Below are 17,693 nucleotides of genomic sequence, written 5' to 3'. Positions count from 1 at the left end.
GCCAAAATTTCAGCATCTAGGCAGACCCACCCTTCCCTTTATCCGGCATCAGCAAAGGATGACAGGGCCGCCTCTATCACCTCATGGAGCTTATCCAGCGAGACATCCCCTCCATATCGGTCATAGCTGATCGCCCCGTTGGTGTGACCCAAGATCGCCGCCGCATACTGCAATGGCACACCGTGATCTTTGAGGGCTGTCCCCACGGTATGCCGCAGGCTGTGGAAATCCTTGTCGACGGGGCGATGGCGGCTAAACCACTGCCCCCACAGGTGGCTGTATCCATCCTGGCGATATTGCAGTTCAGGGAAGAGGCGTCCCCCTACCCTCCCCTTCACAAACTCGATGAAACCGCTCTGGAGGAGGTGTCGATGGAGAGGAACGAGGCGTGCACTGTTGGCCGTCTTGAGTTTCTGGTCTGGTCGTTCGCTGCGAATATTCAGGCACCATATACCGTCAACCTGTTGCACATCATCGGCATAGAGCTGACAGATTTCGTTGGCACGAGCTCCGGTGAACAGACCCAGCAGAGCAATCCACCTACGGTGGGGCTCTTGCTGCTTAGCCCACCCGATAAACTTGCGACGTTCTTCCGCTGTGTACCCACTTCGTGAGTTCACCTCCTTGGCTCGCTGTAGCTTCAATCCGGCGAAGTGGTTGATGACCCCATCCTGATGGTTAGCCAGCCAGTTAAACAGCAGGGAGAGCTTCTGGAGATACTTGTTGATGGTGGTCGGGCTCTTGCCGGAGTTCAGCAGCTCCTCCTTGAACTTGACCACGTCCGCTTTGCCGTAGTCAGCGGCCGATCTATCACCCAGCGCCTCGATAAAGGAACCGATGTAGTTCTTCTGGTTACTGAGCTCTTTCGGTGCCCAAGAGAGGGCCTTCTCTTTCAGATAGCGGTCACTCAAGACCGACAGGAGCGGAGCACGCGGTTTGGTCGCCGGAGTCATCGGCTGGGCTACTGATTGCTCATGTGGGGCAACATTGACGTCTGCAGGCAACTGAATGGGCTTGGGTCTGGAACGCACGCAGGCAAGCAGCTGGGTCACCTTGTGACGTGCACAAAGTTTGTCTCGGGTATGCAGGGATTTTTTGATCTCTTTACGACGACCACAGGGGAGCGTGGTGACTTTCCGGTAATACCAGATGCCGTGGGGACTGAGCCAGAGATTCATTGATGAGCTCCTTGTCGTCCACACAAAGTGGATGACCAAGGGCTTTAGGAAGCTAACTTATTGAATTGCAGAAACAAGTGGTGGCCCTACCAGCCACATCCCGGCACTCGAGTCCCCCGCCTTGGCTGCTACCTTCCGGTCCTGACCAGGTCGACGGGTTATCAATGCGAGAGGACCAATAGGACCACCGGCGAGGAGAATAGGCAAACTGGGCGTTCAATGCAATGGCTTTCTGCCCTCCAACAGATCGTTTGCCTTATTTTTCAACAAACTGGCCAAGGGTTCAGCTAAACAGCATGAATTTCGCCCCCACCAGCAGCATCAGCAGGGCAAATGCCTGCTTGAGTCGCTGCGGAGAGAGTCTGTGTGCCAGTTTGGCCCCCACCCGGGCAAACTGGGTACTGGTGAGCACAATACCAATCAGGGCTGGCAGATAGATGTAGCCCACACTCCACTCGGGCAGATCCGCATGCCCCCATCCGGCATAGAGATAGCTCAGGCTACCCGCCAGCGCGATCGGCATGCTACAGGCAGCAGAGGCCGCTACCGCGTTGCGCATCGGCACGCTGTTCCAGCTCAGATAAGGCACGGTGAGCGAGCCACCACCTATGCCAAATAGTGCCGACATCCAGCCGATAACGGTGCCTGCGATGCCGGTACCGAGCGCTCCCGGCAGATGGCGCTCCGCTTTGGGCTTGAGATTGAGCCCCATCTGCAGCGCCATGATCCAGGCAAAGCAGCCAATGATGATGTTGAGGGTGCTGGCACTGAGCAGATTGGCGGTCATACCGCCGAGCCAGGCGCCAAGCAGCATGCCGGCACCGAGCCTGCGGATCATCACCCAGTCGACCGCTCCGGCCTCCTGATGGGCCCGCAGCGAACTGAAACCGGTGAAGATCATGGTCGGCAGCGAGGTGCCAAGTGCCAGATGGGTGATGATATCGGGATCGACCCCCTGCGCATGAAAGCTCACCACCAGCACCGGCACTATGATAAGGCCGCCGCCGATCCCGAACAGTCCCGCCAGCATGCCGGCGAAAGCCCCCAGCAGCAGATAACCCATAAACAGCATAAAAATTCCTTCCGAGGCGCTGCAGCGAACAAAGAGGGCGCTGCACATAAAAAAAGAGATGGCCCTTGGGCCATCTCTTTATTGTGCCGGTTAACTCAAGGGAATGGTACCGTCCATCACCTTGTAGAAGGCCAGCACCGCGCAACCGAGCAGGGCCGCCGTCATCCCCTGCTCCAGCCGGTTGAGGCCGCGCAGCCCGTGGTGCTGGCGCGCCTTCCAGTAGATGAAGATGCCGGGGCTGTAGAGCAGTGCCACCAGCAGCAGGTACTCAACCCCGGCGGCATAGACCAGCCAGCAGCCGTAGCCGGTGGCCACCAGCGCCAGGAACAGGTCGCGCTTGCGCTGATGGGGCTGGCCTGCGTAGGTCTCCCCTTTCAGCGCCAGCTTCAGCCCGTAGGCGCCGGAGAAGACGTAGGGCACCAGCGCCGCCGAGGTGGCAATGTTGACCAGCGCCAGATAGGTGCTGCTCTGGAAGTAGATGATGATGAGGAAGGTCTGCACCAGGCAGGTGGAGCACCAGAGCGACACCTGCGGCGAGCCGTTCTTGTTCTCCTTGGCAAACCAGCCAGGGAACACGCCGGTCTTACCCGCGATGTAGGGCACTTCCGCCGCCAGCACGGTCCAGCTCAGCAAGGCTCCCATCACCGAGATCACCAGGCCGATGTTGATGAGCCAGGCGCCCCAGGGGCCAACCACGGCCTCCAGGATCATGGCGGTGGAGGGGTTCTTGAGGGCCGCCAGTTGCGGCTGGTTCATGACCCCCAGCGAGAACAGGGTCACCATCACGTAGAGCGCCAGGGCACCCAGCAGCGCCAGCACGGTGGCACGGCCCACGTCCTTGCGATGACGGGCACGGGCGGAGACCACCACGGCCCCCTCGATGCCGATGAAGACCCAGAGCGTCACCTTCATGGTGGACTTGACCTGATCCATCACCGAGCCCAGCTCAGGGGTGCCCTGACCCCAGATATCCAGGGTGAAGGTCTCCATGTTGAAGGCAAGCAGGATGGCCACGCAGAAGACGATGAGCGGCACCATCTTGGCGATGGTGGTGACGATGTTGACCAGCGCCGCCACCTGAATGCCGCGCAGCACCAGGGCGTGCACCGACCAGATCAGCAGGGAGGCGAGCGTGATGGCCACCGGCGTGTTGCCGTCACCGAAGATCACCTTGTCCGGCGTGTCGAAGAAGTAGCTCAGCGCACTGAACACCACGATGGCGTAGGAGACGTTGGCCAGCAGCTGACAGAGCCAGTAGCCCCAGGCGGCGTTGAAGCCGATGAAATCACCGAAACCGGCCTTGGCATAGCTGAAGATACCGCCATCGAGATCCGGGCGACGCATGGAGAGGTTCTGATACACCAGCGCGAGGCAGATCATGCCGATACCGGTGATGGCCCATCCCAGCGCGACGGCCCCGGCACTGGCATGAGCGGCAATGTTTTGCGGCAGACTGAAGACTCCGGCACCGACCATGGAGCCGATCACCAGCGAGATGAGGGCACCAAGCCCCAGTTTCTTGTCCATCTCAATCCTGTTTAATTAGGCGGCGGCAGAGCGTCCGTATTCATACTGCGCGCAATATGGGAGGGGCTAGAAATCCGTACCCCGTGAAAAAGGCGGCAACTATATTGCATGACTATTCCGACCGCAATCCCTCGTACCGTCAATCATGCACCGTCTTGACCGCGCGCAATTTTACAGCACTGACCCCGGGGGCCTGTGAGCTGGTTCAAATTAAGAAAGACCCGTTGATATTTCACATTTTTCCATGACCTGAGCCCCGTTTTTACGGATCAGACCTGCATGAGAATGCAGCTTGCAGCCGAGGTCGACAAACCCGGCTGCTGACAAACGTTTCAATAAAAATGCCCCTGCGCCGGGGGCCAGGGGCATCTGCAACAGAGCGCCGATATTCAGAGGCGCAAGCCGCCGTCCAGCTCGATCATCCTCCCAGACAAATAGTCATTGGCGAGAATAAAATGCACCGTCTGGGCCAGCTGTGCCGCCTGCCCGAGGGTCCCCACCGGGATGGCCTGCTGCATGCGGGCCATCGCCTCCGGCTTCATCGCCGCCGTCATGTCGGTGGCAAACACCCCGGGAGCGATACCCATCACCCGGATGCCGTGGCGGGCCAGCTCCTTCCCCCAGGTGACCACCAGCGAGGCCACCCCCGCCTTGCTGGCGGCATAGTTGCTCTGGCCGATGTTGCCGGCGCGGGCGATGGAGGAGATGTTGATGATGACCCCCCCCTCCCCGCCGGTGGCCATCAGCGCCGCCCCCTCGCGCCCGCACAGGAAGGTGCCGGTGAGGTTGACGTCGATGACGCTCTGCCACTGGGCCAGGCTCATCTTCTCCGTCAGCGCCCCCTCCTTCACCTTGATCAGCATGCCGTCGCGCAGAATGCCGGCGCAGTTGATGAGGCCGTGCAGGGCACCAAACTGCCCCTTGATGGCGGCGAAGGTCGCCTCGACCTCCGGCTCGCTCGCCACGTTGCAGACGAACAGGGCGCACTGGCCGTCACGGCTGCGCACTTCCGCCTCGGTCACCTCCAGATCGGTGCGGTTGACGTCGATGAGCGCAAGTTGCGCCCCCTGCTCCGCCAGACTCAGGGCGATGGCGCGGCCCAGCCCCCTGCCCGCCCCCGTGATGGCGATGACTTTCTGTGTGATATCCATAAATGCTCCTGGTGAGATGGCCGGTGACTGTCGAGTCAAAGACTATCGGGTAAAAAGGTAGATAGCGGCCCTTAACCCGGCTCTGTCTTGTCCAGATAGAGTTCGACGATGCTGGAAAAATCCCGAGCCCCCTGCCCCTTGGTGGCGTGCAGGTTGAAGAGGTTGCGGGCCAGGGCCCCCATGGGCACGGCGCTGTGGGCATGCTCGGCCAGGGCCATGGCGAGCCCTAGGTCTTTGACCATCAACCGGGTCATGAAGCCCCCCTGATAGTTGCGCGACGCCGGTACGTTTTCCATCACCCCGGGCCAGGGGTTGTAGCGCTCGAGACTCCAGTTGTTGCCCGAACTCTTGCCCATGATGGTGGAGAGCACCCCCGGATCCAGCCCCTCCTTGACCCCGAGCGCCAGCGCCTCGGCAGTGCCCGCCATGTGGATGGCGAGCAGCATGTTGTTGCACATCTTGGCGATCTGGCCGGCGCCGAGCGCCCCGGCGTGAAACAGGTTCTGCCCCATGCAGGCAAGCACGGGTTTGGCCGACTCAAAATCCGCTTGTTCGCCACCGACGATGAAGGTGAGCGTACCCGCCGCCGCGCCGGCCACCCCCCCCGAGACGGGGGCATCGAGAAAACGGATGCCGCGCGCCTGCGCCGCCGCCCCCACCTGACGGGCCGAGGCCACGTCGATGGTGGAGCAGTCGATGACCAGGGCGCCGAGCGGCAGGGCCGCCAGCAGATCCTGCCCGCCCCGTTCACCGGCGCTCTCGCCCAGCCAGAGGCTGCGCACATGCTCGCCCGCCGGCAGCATGCTGATCACCAGCTCGCAACCGCTCACCACCTCGCGGGCATCGCCGGCGGCGATACAGCCGGCCTCGATGGCCCGGGTCAGGCTCTCGGCCACCAGATCAAACACCTGCACTGTGTGTCCCGCCCGGGCCAGGTTGGCGGCCATGGGGCCTCCCATGTTGCCAAGCCCGATAAATCCAATCCTTGTCATGGTCTGTTCCTTGTGTGTGATCGCCCGTCAGCAGGGACGCAGGGGGTTGTTCCCCTCGGGCCAGCGATAGAAGTCATCCAGCCAGGCCTCGCCCGTCTGCGGGGCCTGCCAGCGGGGTGATTTGTCCTTGTCGATGAGCAGCGCCCGTACCCCTTCCACGAAATCCCCTTTGAGCACGCAGTTGACCGAGAGGGCCAGCTCGTCGGCAAACACCTCGGCCAGCGACTGGCGCCGAGCCTGCCAGAACTGGCGCCAGAGGATGGCGCGGCTGATGGGGCTGCCGCTCTGGCAAGTCTCCCGCGCATGGGCCAGCGCCGGTTCGGCCAGCTCGGTGCCCTCGAGGCGTGCCAACACCCCTTGCAGGGAGCGGCCGGCCAACATCGCATCGATGCGGGCCTGGTGGGGCAAGAGCACGGGGGCTGGCAGCGTCTGGCCAAGGGATCGCTGCAAGCCGGCCAGCAGCCCCTCAATCTGCTCGCTGGCGTCGGCAGCGCCGGACCAGTCGAGGGCGGCGAGGCGCGCCGGCAGCTCCGCCAGCTCGCGGCTCGCCATGGCGTGATCCGCCAGACCCAGGCCGATGGCGTCCGCCCCGTTGAAGCGGGCCCCGGTGAGGCCCAGCCAGAGCCCGAGCCGCCCCGGCATGCGGCTCAAAAACCAGCTGGCCCCCACATCGGGGTAGAGGCCTATGGTCACCTCCGGCATGGCGAACAGGCTCTTTTCGGTCACCACTCTAAAACTAGCCCCGGCAAAGAGACCGATGCCGCCCCCCATGCAGATGCCGTCCGCCACGCAGATGAGGGGCTTGCTGTAGCGATGGATGTGATGATCGAGCCGGTACTCCTGCTCGAAGAAGTCGCGGGCATAGCCAAACAGTGCCGACTCGCTCGCCTCCTGTTTGCGGTAGTAGAAGGAGCGGATGTCGCCACCGGCGCAAAACGCCTTCTCGCCGGCCCCCTGCAGCAGCACGCAGACGATGGCCGGATCCTGCTCCCAGCGGGTCAGCGCCGCCTGCAGCAACTGGATCATCTCAAGGCTCAGGGCGTTGAGGGAGGCGGGGCTGTCCAGGGTCAGCATGCCAATGTGACGACCATCCGCCGTGGGGTGGGTCTCGATGCGCACAGGCTCACTCATGGCGAGCCCCCGCAGACAGGGTGCGAGCCCCTGAGACATGGCGGGCCGCCATCATTACCTCATTCATCCTACACACCCTCACTCTTTACCGGCTTGGATTGGTCGTAATGCCAGCGTGGGGATCGCTTCTCGAGGAAGGCGGCCACCCCTTCACGCTGGTTGGCATCGTCAAACAGGGTGAGAAACAGGCTGCGCTCGAGCGGTAGCGCCGCGTCCCGATGGCCGCTGCGCCCCTGATTGATGAGCTGCTTGCAGGCGCGCAGGGCACTCGGGCTCTGGCGCTCCACCAGCTGGGCCATCTGGTGCGCCGCCTCCCAGGCGTGGCCCTCCTTCACCACCTCCTCCACCAGCCCCATCTCGTAGGCCAGGGTGGCGCTCACCTTCTCGCCGCAGAGGATCATCCGCTTGGCCCAGCCCGGCCCCACCAGTTCGGTCAGGCGCTGGGTGCCGCCAGCGCAGGGCAGCAAGCCCACCGAGGCCTCCGGCAAGCCCAGCTTGGCCTGCTGCTCGGCAATGCGGATGTCGCAGGCCAGCGCTACCTCCAGGCCCCCCCCCATGGCGTAGCCATTGATGGCGGCGATGCTGACCCCGTGAAAGCGGGCCAGCGCCTCGAAGGCGCGGCCAAAAGCCTCGGCCACTTCGCGGGCGTGCTCCAGGTTGCCGTCGGCAAACATGTTGAGGTCGGCGCCGGCACAGAAGAATTTGTCCCCGGCCCCGCGGATCACCAGCGCCACCACGTCGGGGCGGCTGTCGAGCTCCACCATCATCTGCAGGAAGGCCTGCAGGCTGGCGAGGGTCCAGGTGTTGGCGGGAGGATGGTCGAGGGTGATGTAGGCCACGTGACCGTGATATTCGAGCCTGATCCTTGTCATTGCGTTGTCCTTGTCAAAAAACCTGCCCCATGATGACAGGGTTGAATGGAGCCGACCTGCGGCTGGCTCACAAAGCCTGACGACGCGCCACGCCAGCCCCGTCGTCAGGGCGGGCTGCCGGGTACGGCGGCCCCACCTCGCTACTCCAGCGCCAGCCCGGGCTCGGCCAGCAGACGGCGGGCGATGATGAGCCGCATCACTTCATTCGTCCCTTCCAGAATGCGGTGGACCCGGGTATCGCGCAGGTAGCGCTCGAGCGGGTACTCGCGGATATAACCATAGCCGCCAAAGAGTTGCAGGGCGTCGTCGCAGACGCGGTGACCCACGTCGGTGGCAAAACGCTTGGCCATGGCGCACCAGGCGCTCTTGTCCGGCGCTCCGGCATCGAGCCAGGCGGCCGCCTGGCGTACCAGCAGCCGGGCAGCGGCCAGTTCGGTGGCCATGTCGGCCAGGCGAAACTGCACGCTCTGAAATTCGCTGATCGGGTGGCCAAATTGCTGGCGCTGCTGCACATGAGCCAGGGCATCGTTGAGGGCCTGCTGGGCGGTGCCGACAGAACAGGTGGCGATGTTGATGCGCCCGCCATCGAGCGCCTGCATGGCGAACTTGAACCCTTCCCCCTCCTGCCCCAGCCGGTAACGGGCGGGGATGCGCACGGCGCTGAAGTTCACCTCCCGGGTCGGCTGGCTGTTCCAGCCCATCTTCTCTTCCGCCTTGCCATAACTCACGCCGGGGGTCTGGGCCGGTACCATGAAGGCGGAGATCCCCTTCGCCCCCTCACCACCGGTGCGGGCCATCACCACCAGCACGTCGGTGCTGCCAGCGCCCGAGATGAACACCTTGCTGCCGTCGAGAAGGTAATCCTCGCCATCGCGCACGGCGCGGGTTTTGAGGGCCGCGGCATCGGATCCGGCGCCCGGCTCGGTGAGGCAGTAGGAGCCCAGCAGTTCGCCGCCGGCAAGCCTTGGCACCCACTCCTCGGCCACCTCGGGAGGCAGCCAGCTGCCCAGCATCCAGCTCACCATGTTGTGGATGGTCAGATAGGCGGTGGTGGAGGTGCAGCCCATGGCGAGGCGCTCGAAGATGAGGCTGGCATCGAGCCTCGGCAGGCCGAGGCCGCCATACTGCTCCGGGGTGTAGAGGCCACAGAAGCCAAGCGCCGCCGCCTGCTTGATGGTAGGGATGGGAAACTCATGTTCCTTGTCCCAGCGCGCGGCATGGGGCTTGAGCGCCTCCTCGGCAAAAGCGCTGGCGGCCTCCACATAGGCCTGCTGATCCGGGGTCAACGTAAAATCCATCTTGTTCGCTTCCTTGTATTTGTTCGATCCGTTTCTGTCAGTGGGTGCGCCCGGGCAACCTGCCATCAGCGCAGCTGAATGGTCATGTTGGGGCCGCCGGGAATGTCTTCGTCGAACCAGCGTTCAGTGACCGTCTTGGTCTCGGTGTAAAAACGCACCGCCTGCTTGCCGTAGGCGTGCAGATCCCCGTAGAAAGAGCCGCGCCAGCCGGTGAAGGAGAAGAACGGCAGCGGCACCGGGATGGGGACGTTGATCCCCACCTGGCCCACCGCCACCTCGTGACGAAACTTGCGGGCAGCAGCGCCACAGCTGGTGAAGATGGAGGTGCCGTTGCCGTAGGGGTTGTCGTTGATGAGGGCGAGCGCCTCATCGAGGCTCGCCACCTCGAGACAGGCCAGCACGGGCCCGAAGATCTCCTCCTGGTAGATGCGCATCTCGGGGGTCACGCCGCGAAACAGGGTCGGCCCCACCCAGTTGCCCACCGGGTAGCCGGGCACGTCGCAAAAACGGCCGTCCAGCAGGCACTCGGCGCCCTCGGCGATCCCCGCCTCGATGAGCCCCTCCACCCTGATTTTGGCCTCCGGGCTGATCAGGGGGCCGTAGGCGGCCTCGGGATCGTGCCAGACGCCGGGTTTCACCTTGGCGAACTCGGCGGCGAGCTCGGGGATCCACTCCCGGGCACTGCCCACGAACACCGCCACGCTGATGGCCATGCAGCGCTGACCGGCGGCGCCGACCCCGGCCCCCACCAGGTTGCTCAGCACCTGCGCCTTGTTGGCATCCGGCATGATCACCATGTGGTTCTTGGCCCCGACAAAACACTGGGCCCGCTTGAGCCGGGAAGTGGCGCTGCGATAGACGTGGCCGCCGACCCGGGCCGAGCCGACGAAACTGACCGCCTTGATGTCGGGATGGGCCAGCAGTGCATCCACCTGCTCGGCGCCGCCGTGCACCACCGACAGAATGCCCCTGGGGGCTCCCGCCTCGGCAAACAGCTCGGCCAGCCGCATGGGGGTGAGCGGATCCTGCTCGGAGGGCTTGAGCACGAAGCCGTTGCCGCAAGCCACCGCCAGCGGGAACATCCAGAGCGGGATCATGGCCGGAAAGTTGAAAGGAGTGATACCAAGGCAGACCCCGAGAGGCTGCACCCAGGAGTGGCCGTCGACCCGTCGCGCCACGTTGCCCATGGTCTCCCCCAGGGTCTGACTGGCGATGGCGCAGGCCTGCTCCACCACCTCGATGCCGCGCCACACATCTCCTTTGGCATCCGCCAGATTCTTGCCGGTCTCCTGGGCCAGCAGGGCCGCCAGCTCGTCGTGATGCGTCTTCAAGAGATGCTGGTAGTTGAACATCACCCGGGCTCGCTCGGAGGCCGGCACCTCCCGCCACAGTAGATAGGCGTCGTGAGCGGTGCGCACCGCCAGTTCAATTTCCGCCGAGGTGGCTTTTGGCACCCGCGCCAGCAGGCTCTGATCCGCCGGGTCGGTCACCTCGATCCACTGCTCGCTCGCGGAAGGGTACGCCTCCCCGCCGATGTGCAGTGGCACGTCGCCAAACCGGGTCTGATGGTTGTTCATGGGCACTCTCTCCTTGCTGGCACATCATGGGCCGCTTGCGAACGGACCATGGGCACTCCTGTGACGGGGGCCATCACGACCGGGCAATCGCCCTTGCCGTCATGGCGCAACAAATTTACCTTAGACTAACAATCAATTTACGTTTACGCTAACGTAAACTTAAATCACAAATGGACTGACCAGTTTGGCCCCCTGTTTCAGCTCGGCCGCCAAGCTGTCATCCCCTTCATATGAGGAGAGCAAGGATGCATGCAGTGATGGACGAGACCCTGTGCGCCCTGACCGAGCAGGTCGAGGCCTTCTGCCAGAAAGTGATCGCGCCGCGCGCCAGCGACATCGATCAGAGCAACGTCTTCCCCCGCGATCTCTGGCCCCGCATGGGTGAGCTGGGTCTGCACGGCATCACGGTGGCAGAGGAGTATGACGGGGTGAACCTCGGCTATCTGGCCCATGTGCTGGTGATGGAGCAGGTGAGCCGCGCCAGCGCCTCGGTCGGCCTCTCCTACGGCGCCCACTCCAACCTCTGCATCAACCAGATCCACCGCCACGGCACGCCGCAGCAGAAAGCGCGCTACCTGCCCCCGCTGGTGAGCGGCGAGCATGTGGGGGCGCTGGCCATGAGCGAGCCGGGCGCTGGCTCCGACGTGGTGAGCATGCGCCTCACCGCAGTGCGCGAGGGGGATCACTTCGTGCTCAATGGCAACAAGATGTGGATCACCAACGGCCCGGATGCCGACACCTTCGTCATCTATGCCAAGACCGATCCCGCCGCCGGTCCCAAAGGGATTTCAGCCTTTATCGTCGAGGCGGGGACTCCCGGTTTTTCCACCGCCCAGAAGCTCGACAAGCTCGGCATGCGCGGTTCCAGCACCTGCGAGCTGGTGTTCGACAACTGCCGGGTGCCGCAAGCGAACCTGCTGGGCCCCTTGCACGGCGGCGTCAAGGTGTTGATGAGCGGGCTGGATTACGAACGGGTGGTGCTGGCGGCCGGCCCCCTTGGCATCATGCAGGCCTGCATGGACGTGGTGCTGCCCTATGCGCGCGAGCGCAAGCAGTTTGGCCAGCCCATCGGTGAGTTCCAGCTGGTGCAGGGCAAGCTCGCCGACATGTATACCCGCCTCGCCAGCAGCCGGGCGCTGGTCTACTCGGTGGCCAGCGCCTGCGATCAGGGCCGCACCAGCCGCAAGGATTGCGCCGCCGCCATCCTGTTTGCCGCCGAAAATGCCACCCAGATGGCGCTCGATGCCATCCAGCTGCTCGGCGGCAACGGCTACATCAACGAATACCCCACCGGCCGCCTGCTGCGGGACGCCAAGCTCTACGAGATCGGCGCCGGCACCTCGGAGATCCGCCGCTGGCTCATCGGCCGCGAGCTGATGGGAGATAACGCATGAGCAGGATCCACTCCCGCCTCGACACCGCCAGTCCCGACTATGAGGCCAATCGGGCCGCCATGCAGTCACTGGTCGACGATCTCAATGCCCGTCTGGAGGAGATAGCCTTGGGCGGGGGCGCTGCCAACAACGCCCGCCATCAGGCCCGTGGCAAGCTGCTGCCCCGCGAGCGCATCAACCAGCTGCTGGACCCGGGCTCCCCCTTTCTCGAACTCTCGGCGCTGGCCGGCTGGCAGGTCTATGACGAGCCGGTGCCCGCCGCCGGCATCATCACCGGCATCGGCCGGGTCTCGGGGCGCCTGTGCATGCTGGTGGTGAACGATGCCACCGTGAAGGGCGGCACCTACTACCCGCTCACGGTGAAAAAGCACCTGCGTGCCCAGGCCATCGCCGAGCGGCTGCGCCTCCCCTGCCTCTATCTGGTGGATTCCGGCGGCGCCTTCCTGCCGATGCAGGACGAGGTGTTCCCCGACCGGGATCATTTTGGCCGCATCTTCTACAACCAGGCCCGCATGTCGGCCCAGAACATCCCCCAGCTGGCGGTGGTGATGGGGCTCTGTACCGCCGGTGGCGCCTACGTGCCCGCCATGGCGGACGAGTCGATCATGGTCAGGGAGCAGGCCACCATCTTTCTGGCGGGCCCGCCGCTGGTCAAGGCCGCCACCGGCGAGGAGATCAGCGCCGAGGCCCTTGGCGGCGCCGAGGTGCACTGCGCCCATTCCGGGGTGGCGGATCACATGGCCCGCGACGATGGCCACGCCCTGACCATCGCCCGCACCCTGGTGACCCACCTGGGCAACGAGCCGGTAGAGACCAGCCCCGGCTATGAGCCCCCCTGCTACCCCATCGAGGATCTCTACGGCCTGGTAGGCACCAGCCTCAAGCGCCCCTATGACGCCCGGGAGCTGATCGCCCGGCTGGTGGATGGCTCGGACTTTGACGAATTCAAGGCGCTGTTCGGCACCACATTGGTGACCGGCTTTGCCCGGATCTGCGGCATGCCGGTGGGGATCCTCGCCAACAATGGCGTACTGCACAGCGACAGCGCCCAGAAGGGGGCCCACTTCATCCAGCTTTGCAACCGGCGCGCCATCCCGCTGATCTTTTTACAGAACATCACCGGCTTTATGGTGGGAAGCCAAGCTGAGCGCGAAGGGATCGCCAAGCACGGCGCCAAACTGGTCACCGCCGTGGCCTGCAGCCGGGTGCCCAAGATCACCCTGATCGTCGGCGGCAGCTTTGGTGCCGGCAACTACGGCATGTGCGGGCGCGCCTACGACCCCGATTTTCTGTTCAGCTGGCCCAACAGCCGCATCTCCGTCATGGGCGGCGAGCAGGCGGCCGGGGTGCTGGTGCAGGTGCGCCGGGACAAGCTGGCGGCTGAGGGCAAGCCATTGAGCGAGCAGGAGGCGGCCGCCATCCGCGCCCCGGTGATCGAGCAGTATGAGCGTCAGGGTCACCCCTACTACGCCAGCGCTCGCCTGTGGGATGACGGCGTCATCGACCCGGCCCAGAGTCGCACCGTGCTGGCGTTGGCGCTGGCGGCCTGTCAGGGGGCCGAGACCGGCCCGGAACAGTACGGCATCTTCCGGATGTAAGGAGTTCACATGTCCGATCCACTCAGTCACGCTCTCCAGCCCGGTTTTCGGCTGGAGCGACATGGCCCGCTGGCCGAGCTGGTGCTCGACCGCCCGGCCCGCCACAACGCCTTCGACGCCGACCTCATGCTGGGGTTGCTCGACTGCCTCGACGAGCTGGCCCACACCCACGGCCAGACCCTCGCCGATCGCCCCCACGCCTTGCTGCTGCGGGCCGAAGGCAAGCATTTTTGTGCCGGCGCCGACCTCAACTGGATGCGCAACCTGGCTCATGCCGATTTCGAGCACAATCGGGAAGACGCCCGGGTGCTGGCCCGGCTGATGCAAACCCTGGACGAGCTCCCCTTCCCCACGGTGGCGCTGGTACAGGGCGCCGCCTACGGCGGAGCGCTGGGCCTCATCTGTGCCTGCGATCTGGTGCTGGCCGCCGATGACGCCCGCTTCTGCCTCTCCGAGGTGAGCCTCGGGCTGGTGCCCGCGGTGATCAGCCCCTACGTGGTGCGCGCCATGGGAATGCGCCAGGCCCGCGCCCTAATGCTCTGCGCCGAACCGTTCGATGCGGTGACCGCCTGCCGCCTCAACGTGGCGCACCGGCGCTGCCCGCCGGATCAGCTGCTGGCCGAAGGGCGCGCGCAGGCCCTGCGCCTGTGCCGCAACGGGCCAGAGGCGATGAAAGAGACCAAGCGGCTGCTGGCCGCCCTCGAGAGCCACGGCGCCAGCCTGCACGAAGAGAAAACCGTCGAGACCATCGCCCGGGTACGGGTCGGTCTTGAAGCCCAAGAGGGGATGCAAGCCTTCTTCGACAAACGCCCCCCCGCCTGGCGCCCCCGTTTCAAGGACGAAGCATGACTCAATACCACCCCATCAAGCGCCTGCTGATCGCCAACTGTGCTCAATATAACTGGCGTGTGGATCAACACGCTTCGCACTTGTGCGCCTTGAACAACAGGGAGTCAGCATGACCCATCACACTCCAATTAAGCGCCTGCTGATCGCCAATCGCGGCGAAATCGCCGTGCGCATCATCAAGACCGCGAGGCGCCTCGGCATTCACACCATCGCCCTCTACTCGGACGCCGATGCCCGCGCCATGCATGTACGGGAAGCCGACGAAGCCTGGCATCTGGGGCCAGCCCCCGCCCGGGAGAGCTACCTCGACACTGGCAAGGTGCTGCGCATCGCCCAGCAGGCCAACGCCGACGCCATCCACCCGGGCTACGGTTTCCTGTCCGAGAACAGCGATTTTGCCACCGCCTGCGAGCAGCGAGGCGTGCGCTTTGTCGGCCCAAGCGGCGCCGCCATCCTCGCCATGGGCGACAAGTCGGGGGCCAAGGCGCTGATGCAGGCAGCCGGCGTGCCGGTGCTGCCCGGTTATCACGGCGCGGATCAGCACCCCGACTTTTTGCGCGAGCAGGCGCGCCAGGTGGGCTTCCCGCTCCTTATCAAGGCGGCCAGTGGCGGCGGTGGCAAGGGGATGCGCCGGGTCGATCAGCTGACCGACTTTGACGACGCCCTGGCGGCGGTCAAGCGGGAGGCCAGCGCCGCCTTCGGTGACGACCACGTGCTGCTGGATCGCTATCTCGCCCGCGCCCGCCACGTGGAGGTGCAGGTGTTTGCCGATACCCTTGGCAACGCCATCTATCTGGGGGACCGGGACTGCTCGTTGCAACGCCGCCACCAGAAGGTGATCGAGGAGGCCCCCGCCCCCGACATCGCACCGGCGCTGCGCCGCGCCATGGGCGAAGCCGCCGTCGCCGCTGCCCGGGCCATCACATATCGGGGAGCCGGCACCATCGAGTTTCTGCTGTGCGGGGAGGAGTTCTTCTTCATGGAGATGAACACCCGGCTGCAGGTGGAGCACCCGGTCACCGAGGCCGTCACCGGCCAAGATCTGGTGGCCTGGCAGCTGGCGGTGGCCGAAGGCAAGCCGCTGCCGCTCACCCAGGAGGAAGTGGTGCTGCGCGGCCACGCGGTGGAGGCGCGCCTCTACGCCGAGGACGTGGCCACCGGTTTTCTGCCCGCCAGCGGTCCCATCAATTGGCTCCACTGGCCAGCTGGCGTGCGCATCGACACCGGCGTCGGCGCTGGCGATGCGGTGAGCCCCTATTACGACCCCATGATCGCCAAGCTGATCGCCCACGCACCGAGCCGCATCGAGGCCTTTGCCAACCTGGCCGACGCGCTGGCGACGCTGGAACTCGGCCCCTTGGTGCACAACGGCCCGCTTTTGCTGCGCCTGTGCGAAGAGCCAGAGGTATTGGCCATGGGCCACCACACCCAGTGGCCCATTCCCACCGACACCCTGCCCGTTCCGGCGCTGGCCTGGCCGCTCGCCGCCCTCTGGATCGCCAGTCGCGAGCACGGCGCCTCCCCCTGGCAGCAGGCCGCAGGCTTTCGGCTGGGCCCCACCCGCAGCTTTAGCGCAGCGGTGCGCATCGGCGAGGAGGCCCGCGTGCTGACCCTCGCCGAGCGGGCCGGCAACCTGTTCTGGCAGGGCGAGCAGATCCCGTTCGAGCTCGGGGCGGATCATATTCGTCTGCAGCAGGCCGGCAGCTGGCAGCGCTACCCGCTGCATACCCTCGGCGCGGGCGACTATCTGCTGCACCTGGCGGGCAGGCGCATCCGCTTCTCGGCCGATGATCAGCATCATCAGCTGCACCATGATCACGAGGCCGGCGACGCCCCCGGCATCCTGGCCCCCATGCACGGCATCGTCGTGGCATTGCAGGTCGAGGCCGGCCAGCCGGTCAGCAAGGGGCAGCCCCTGCTGGTGCTGGAGGCGATGAAGATGGAGCACGTCCTCAAGGCCGATCGGGATGGGGTGATCGAGGCGCTGCAGTGCCGCCAGGGCGAACAGGTGAGTCAGGGCGCCCTGCTGGTGCGCTTTGCCGATGCCGCCCCAAAGGAGAACGCCATCAACCAACAAGCGAGTAGATCATGAACAGAGGAGCAGCCATGCCGGATGACAAGGTCAGTCTGGTGGAGATGGGGCCGCGGGACGGCCTGCAAAATGAAGCTGCGCCCCTCTCCCTGGTACAGCGGCTGGAGCTGATCCAGCGACTGGCCGACAGCGGTCTGCAGCGCATCGAGGTCGGCGCCTTTGTCTCTGCGAAAAAGGTGCCGCAGATGGCGGACTCCGCCGCACTTTTTCAGGCGCTGCCACGCAAGGGGCCGACCCGTTACGGCGCTCTGGTACCCAATCTGCAAGGCTTGCAGGCTGCCATTGCCGCCCACGCCGACGAGATTGGCCTCTTTACCGCCTGCTCCGACGGTTTTACCCGCGCCAATATCGGCATCAGCGTGGAGGAGTCGCTGGTGCGCTTCGCCCCGCTGGTGCAGGAGGCACGCCGCCTCGGCATCAAGGTGCGCGGCTACCTCTCCACCGTCATCGCCTGCCCGTTTGATGGCCCGACCCGCCCGAAACGGGTCGCCGCCATAGCCGAGCAGTTGCTGGATCTCGGTTGCCACGAAATTTCGCTGGGGGACACCATCGGCGTCGGCACTCCGGGCACCGTGGCGCCCATGCTGGATGCTGTGCTGCACGAGATCCCGGCGGGGCGGCTCGCGGTCCACTTTCACGACACCTACGGTCAGGGCTTGGCCAACCTGCTGCCCGCGCTGGAGCGAGGTATTCGCACCATCGACTGCTCGGTGGCAGGCCTTGGCGGCTGCCCCTATGCCCCGGGCGCCTCCGGCAATGTGGCGTCAGAAGAGGTGGTCTACCTGCTGCACGGCCTTGGCATGACGACGGGGGTGGATCTCGACAAACTGGCGGCCACCGGCCAGTGGGTGAGCGAACAGCTCGGCCGCCCCAATGGCTCGCGGGTCGGCCGGGCCCTGCACGCCAATGCCGAGCGGCTGCGCACCCGGCTGTGCCAGCCATCCCCGCAATAAGGAGCCCCA

General features: G+C 65.0%; 14 protein-coding genes and 1 other RNA gene. 5 read left to right on the top strand and 10 right to left on the bottom strand.

The window, feature by feature from the left end:
- Positions 1-38: 38 nt before the first annotated feature.
- The 10 genes from OKB87_RS00290 to OKB87_RS00245 form a co-directional block, all read right to left on the bottom strand.
- Positions 39-1,178 carry a site-specific integrase gene (locus tag OKB87_RS00290; RefSeq protein WP_270826096.1) on the bottom strand — a complete coding sequence of 380 codons (1,140 nt, stop codon included), beginning with the start codon at positions 1,176-1,178 and terminating at the stop codon, positions 39-41.
- A gap of 84 nt (positions 1,179-1,262) precedes the next feature.
- Positions 1,263-1,359, bottom strand: an RNA gene (ffs, locus tag OKB87_RS00285) — signal recognition particle sRNA small type.
- A 102-nt stretch (positions 1,360-1,461) separates the two neighbouring features.
- Positions 1,462-2,250 (bottom strand): sulfite exporter TauE/SafE family protein, encoded by a 789-nt coding sequence (locus OKB87_RS00280; protein ID WP_270826095.1) that lies wholly within the window; start codon positions 2,248-2,250, stop codon positions 1,462-1,464.
- A gap of 90 nt (positions 2,251-2,340) precedes the next feature.
- The gene (arcD, locus tag OKB87_RS00275) at positions 2,341-3,777 is read right to left on the bottom strand and encodes an arginine-ornithine antiporter (protein WP_029300698.1); all 1,437 of its coding nucleotides are present in this window, start codon (positions 3,775-3,777) and stop codon (positions 2,341-2,343) included.
- 389 nt (positions 3,778-4,166) lie between these two features.
- Positions 4,167-4,928 carry an SDR family oxidoreductase gene (locus tag OKB87_RS00270; protein ID WP_104467483.1) on the bottom strand — a complete coding sequence of 254 codons (762 nt, stop codon included), beginning with the start codon at positions 4,926-4,928 and terminating at the stop codon, positions 4,167-4,169.
- A 71-nt stretch (positions 4,929-4,999) separates the two neighbouring features.
- Positions 5,000-5,920 carry a 3-hydroxyisobutyrate dehydrogenase gene (gene mmsB, locus OKB87_RS00265; RefSeq protein ID WP_270826094.1) on the bottom strand — a complete coding sequence of 307 codons (921 nt, stop codon included), beginning with the start codon at positions 5,918-5,920 and terminating at the stop codon, positions 5,000-5,002.
- Between the two features lie 27 nt (positions 5,921-5,947).
- A complete protein-coding gene (locus OKB87_RS00260; RefSeq protein WP_270826093.1) occupies positions 5,948-7,051 on the bottom strand; it encodes an enoyl-CoA hydratase/isomerase family protein in 1,104 nt (367 codons plus the stop codon).
- A gap of 68 nt (positions 7,052-7,119) precedes the next feature.
- Entirely contained in the window at positions 7,120-7,923 is an 804-nt protein-coding gene (locus tag OKB87_RS00255) for an enoyl-CoA hydratase (RefSeq protein WP_270826092.1), read from the bottom strand.
- A 140-nt stretch (positions 7,924-8,063) separates the two neighbouring features.
- Positions 8,064-9,221, bottom strand: a complete 1,158-nt coding sequence (locus OKB87_RS00250) for an acyl-CoA dehydrogenase family protein (protein WP_270826091.1) — start codon at positions 9,219-9,221, stop codon at positions 8,064-8,066.
- 65 nt (positions 9,222-9,286) lie between these two features.
- The gene (locus tag OKB87_RS00245) at positions 9,287-10,798 is read right to left on the bottom strand and encodes a CoA-acylating methylmalonate-semialdehyde dehydrogenase (protein WP_270826090.1); all 1,512 of its coding nucleotides are present in this window, start codon (positions 10,796-10,798) and stop codon (positions 9,287-9,289) included.
- Between the two features lie 245 nt (positions 10,799-11,043).
- On the opposite strand from OKB87_RS00245, the gene OKB87_RS00240 reads away from it, so the two are divergent.
- The 5 genes from OKB87_RS00240 (at position 11,044) to OKB87_RS00220 (ending at position 17,684) form a co-directional block, all read left to right on the top strand.
- On the top strand, positions 11,044-12,192 hold the full coding sequence (locus tag OKB87_RS00240; RefSeq protein WP_270826089.1) for an isovaleryl-CoA dehydrogenase: 1,149 nt from the start codon (positions 11,044-11,046) through the stop codon (positions 12,190-12,192).
- Positions 12,189-13,790 carry a carboxyl transferase domain-containing protein gene (locus tag OKB87_RS00235; RefSeq protein ID WP_270826088.1) on the top strand — a complete coding sequence of 534 codons (1,602 nt, stop codon included), beginning with the start codon at positions 12,189-12,191 and terminating at the stop codon, positions 13,788-13,790. The genes OKB87_RS00240 and OKB87_RS00235 overlap by 4 nt, the downstream gene beginning before the upstream one ends.
- 9 nt (positions 13,791-13,799) lie before the next feature.
- Complete coding sequence (locus tag OKB87_RS00230) at positions 13,800-14,639, top strand: enoyl-CoA hydratase-related protein (protein ID WP_118881133.1); 840 nt, start codon at positions 13,800-13,802, stop codon at positions 14,637-14,639.
- Between the two features lie 109 nt (positions 14,640-14,748).
- On the top strand, positions 14,749-16,731 hold the full coding sequence (locus tag OKB87_RS00225) for an acetyl/propionyl/methylcrotonyl-CoA carboxylase subunit alpha (protein WP_270826087.1): 1,983 nt from the start codon (positions 14,749-14,751) through the stop codon (positions 16,729-16,731).
- A 14-nt stretch (positions 16,732-16,745) separates the two neighbouring features.
- Complete coding sequence (locus tag OKB87_RS00220) at positions 16,746-17,684, top strand: hydroxymethylglutaryl-CoA lyase (protein WP_429076307.1); 939 nt, start codon at positions 16,746-16,748, stop codon at positions 17,682-17,684.
- Positions 17,685-17,693 lie beyond the last annotated feature (9 nt).

The sequence above is a fragment of the Aeromonas sp. Y318-1 genome, assembly GCF_027706125.1.
GTDB classification, from domain to species: domain Bacteria; phylum Pseudomonadota; class Gammaproteobacteria; order Enterobacterales; family Aeromonadaceae; genus Aeromonas; species Aeromonas hydrophila.
The sequence above is the reverse complement of the archived record's forward strand: the minus strand, read 5'-3'. Positions and strand labels throughout refer to the sequence as shown.

Bases quoted from the DNA above. Each gene is read 5' to 3' on its own strand.
- OKB87_RS00235 (WP_270826088.1), top strand. From the start codon at position 12,189: ATGAGCAGGATCCACTCCCGCCTCGACACCGCCAGTCCCGACTATGAG.
- OKB87_RS00270 (WP_104467483.1), bottom strand. From the start codon at position 4,928: ATGGATATCACACAGAAAGTCATCGCCATCACGGGGGCGGGCAGGGGG.
- OKB87_RS00250 (WP_270826091.1), bottom strand. From the start codon at position 9,221: ATGGATTTTACGTTGACCCCGGATCAGCAGGCCTATGTGGAGGCCGCC.
- OKB87_RS00280 (WP_270826095.1), bottom strand. From the start codon at position 2,250: ATGCTGTTTATGGGTTATCTGCTGCTGGGGGCTTTCGCCGGCATGCTG.
- arcD (WP_029300698.1), bottom strand. From the start codon at position 3,777: ATGGACAAGAAACTGGGGCTTGGTGCCCTCATCTCGCTGGTGATCGGC.
- OKB87_RS00260 (WP_270826093.1), bottom strand. From the start codon at position 7,051: ATGAGTGAGCCTGTGCGCATCGAGACCCACCCCACGGCGGATGGTCGT.
- OKB87_RS00230 (WP_118881133.1), top strand. From the start codon at position 13,800: ATGTCCGATCCACTCAGTCACGCTCTCCAGCCCGGTTTTCGGCTGGAG.
- mmsB (WP_270826094.1), bottom strand. From the start codon at position 5,920: ATGACAAGGATTGGATTTATCGGGCTTGGCAACATGGGAGGCCCCATG.
- OKB87_RS00245 (WP_270826090.1), bottom strand. From the start codon at position 10,798: ATGAACAACCATCAGACCCGGTTTGGCGACGTGCCACTGCACATCGGC.
- OKB87_RS00220 (WP_429076307.1), top strand. From the start codon at position 16,746: ATGCCGGATGACAAGGTCAGTCTGGTGGAGATGGGGCCGCGGGACGGC.
- OKB87_RS00290 (WP_270826096.1), bottom strand. From the start codon at position 1,178: ATGAATCTCTGGCTCAGTCCCCACGGCATCTGGTATTACCGGAAAGTC.
- OKB87_RS00255 (WP_270826092.1), bottom strand. From the start codon at position 7,923: ATGACAAGGATCAGGCTCGAATATCACGGTCACGTGGCCTACATCACC.
- OKB87_RS00225 (WP_270826087.1), top strand. From the start codon at position 14,749: ATGACCCATCACACTCCAATTAAGCGCCTGCTGATCGCCAATCGCGGC.
- OKB87_RS00240 (WP_270826089.1), top strand. From the start codon at position 11,044: ATGCATGCAGTGATGGACGAGACCCTGTGCGCCCTGACCGAGCAGGTC.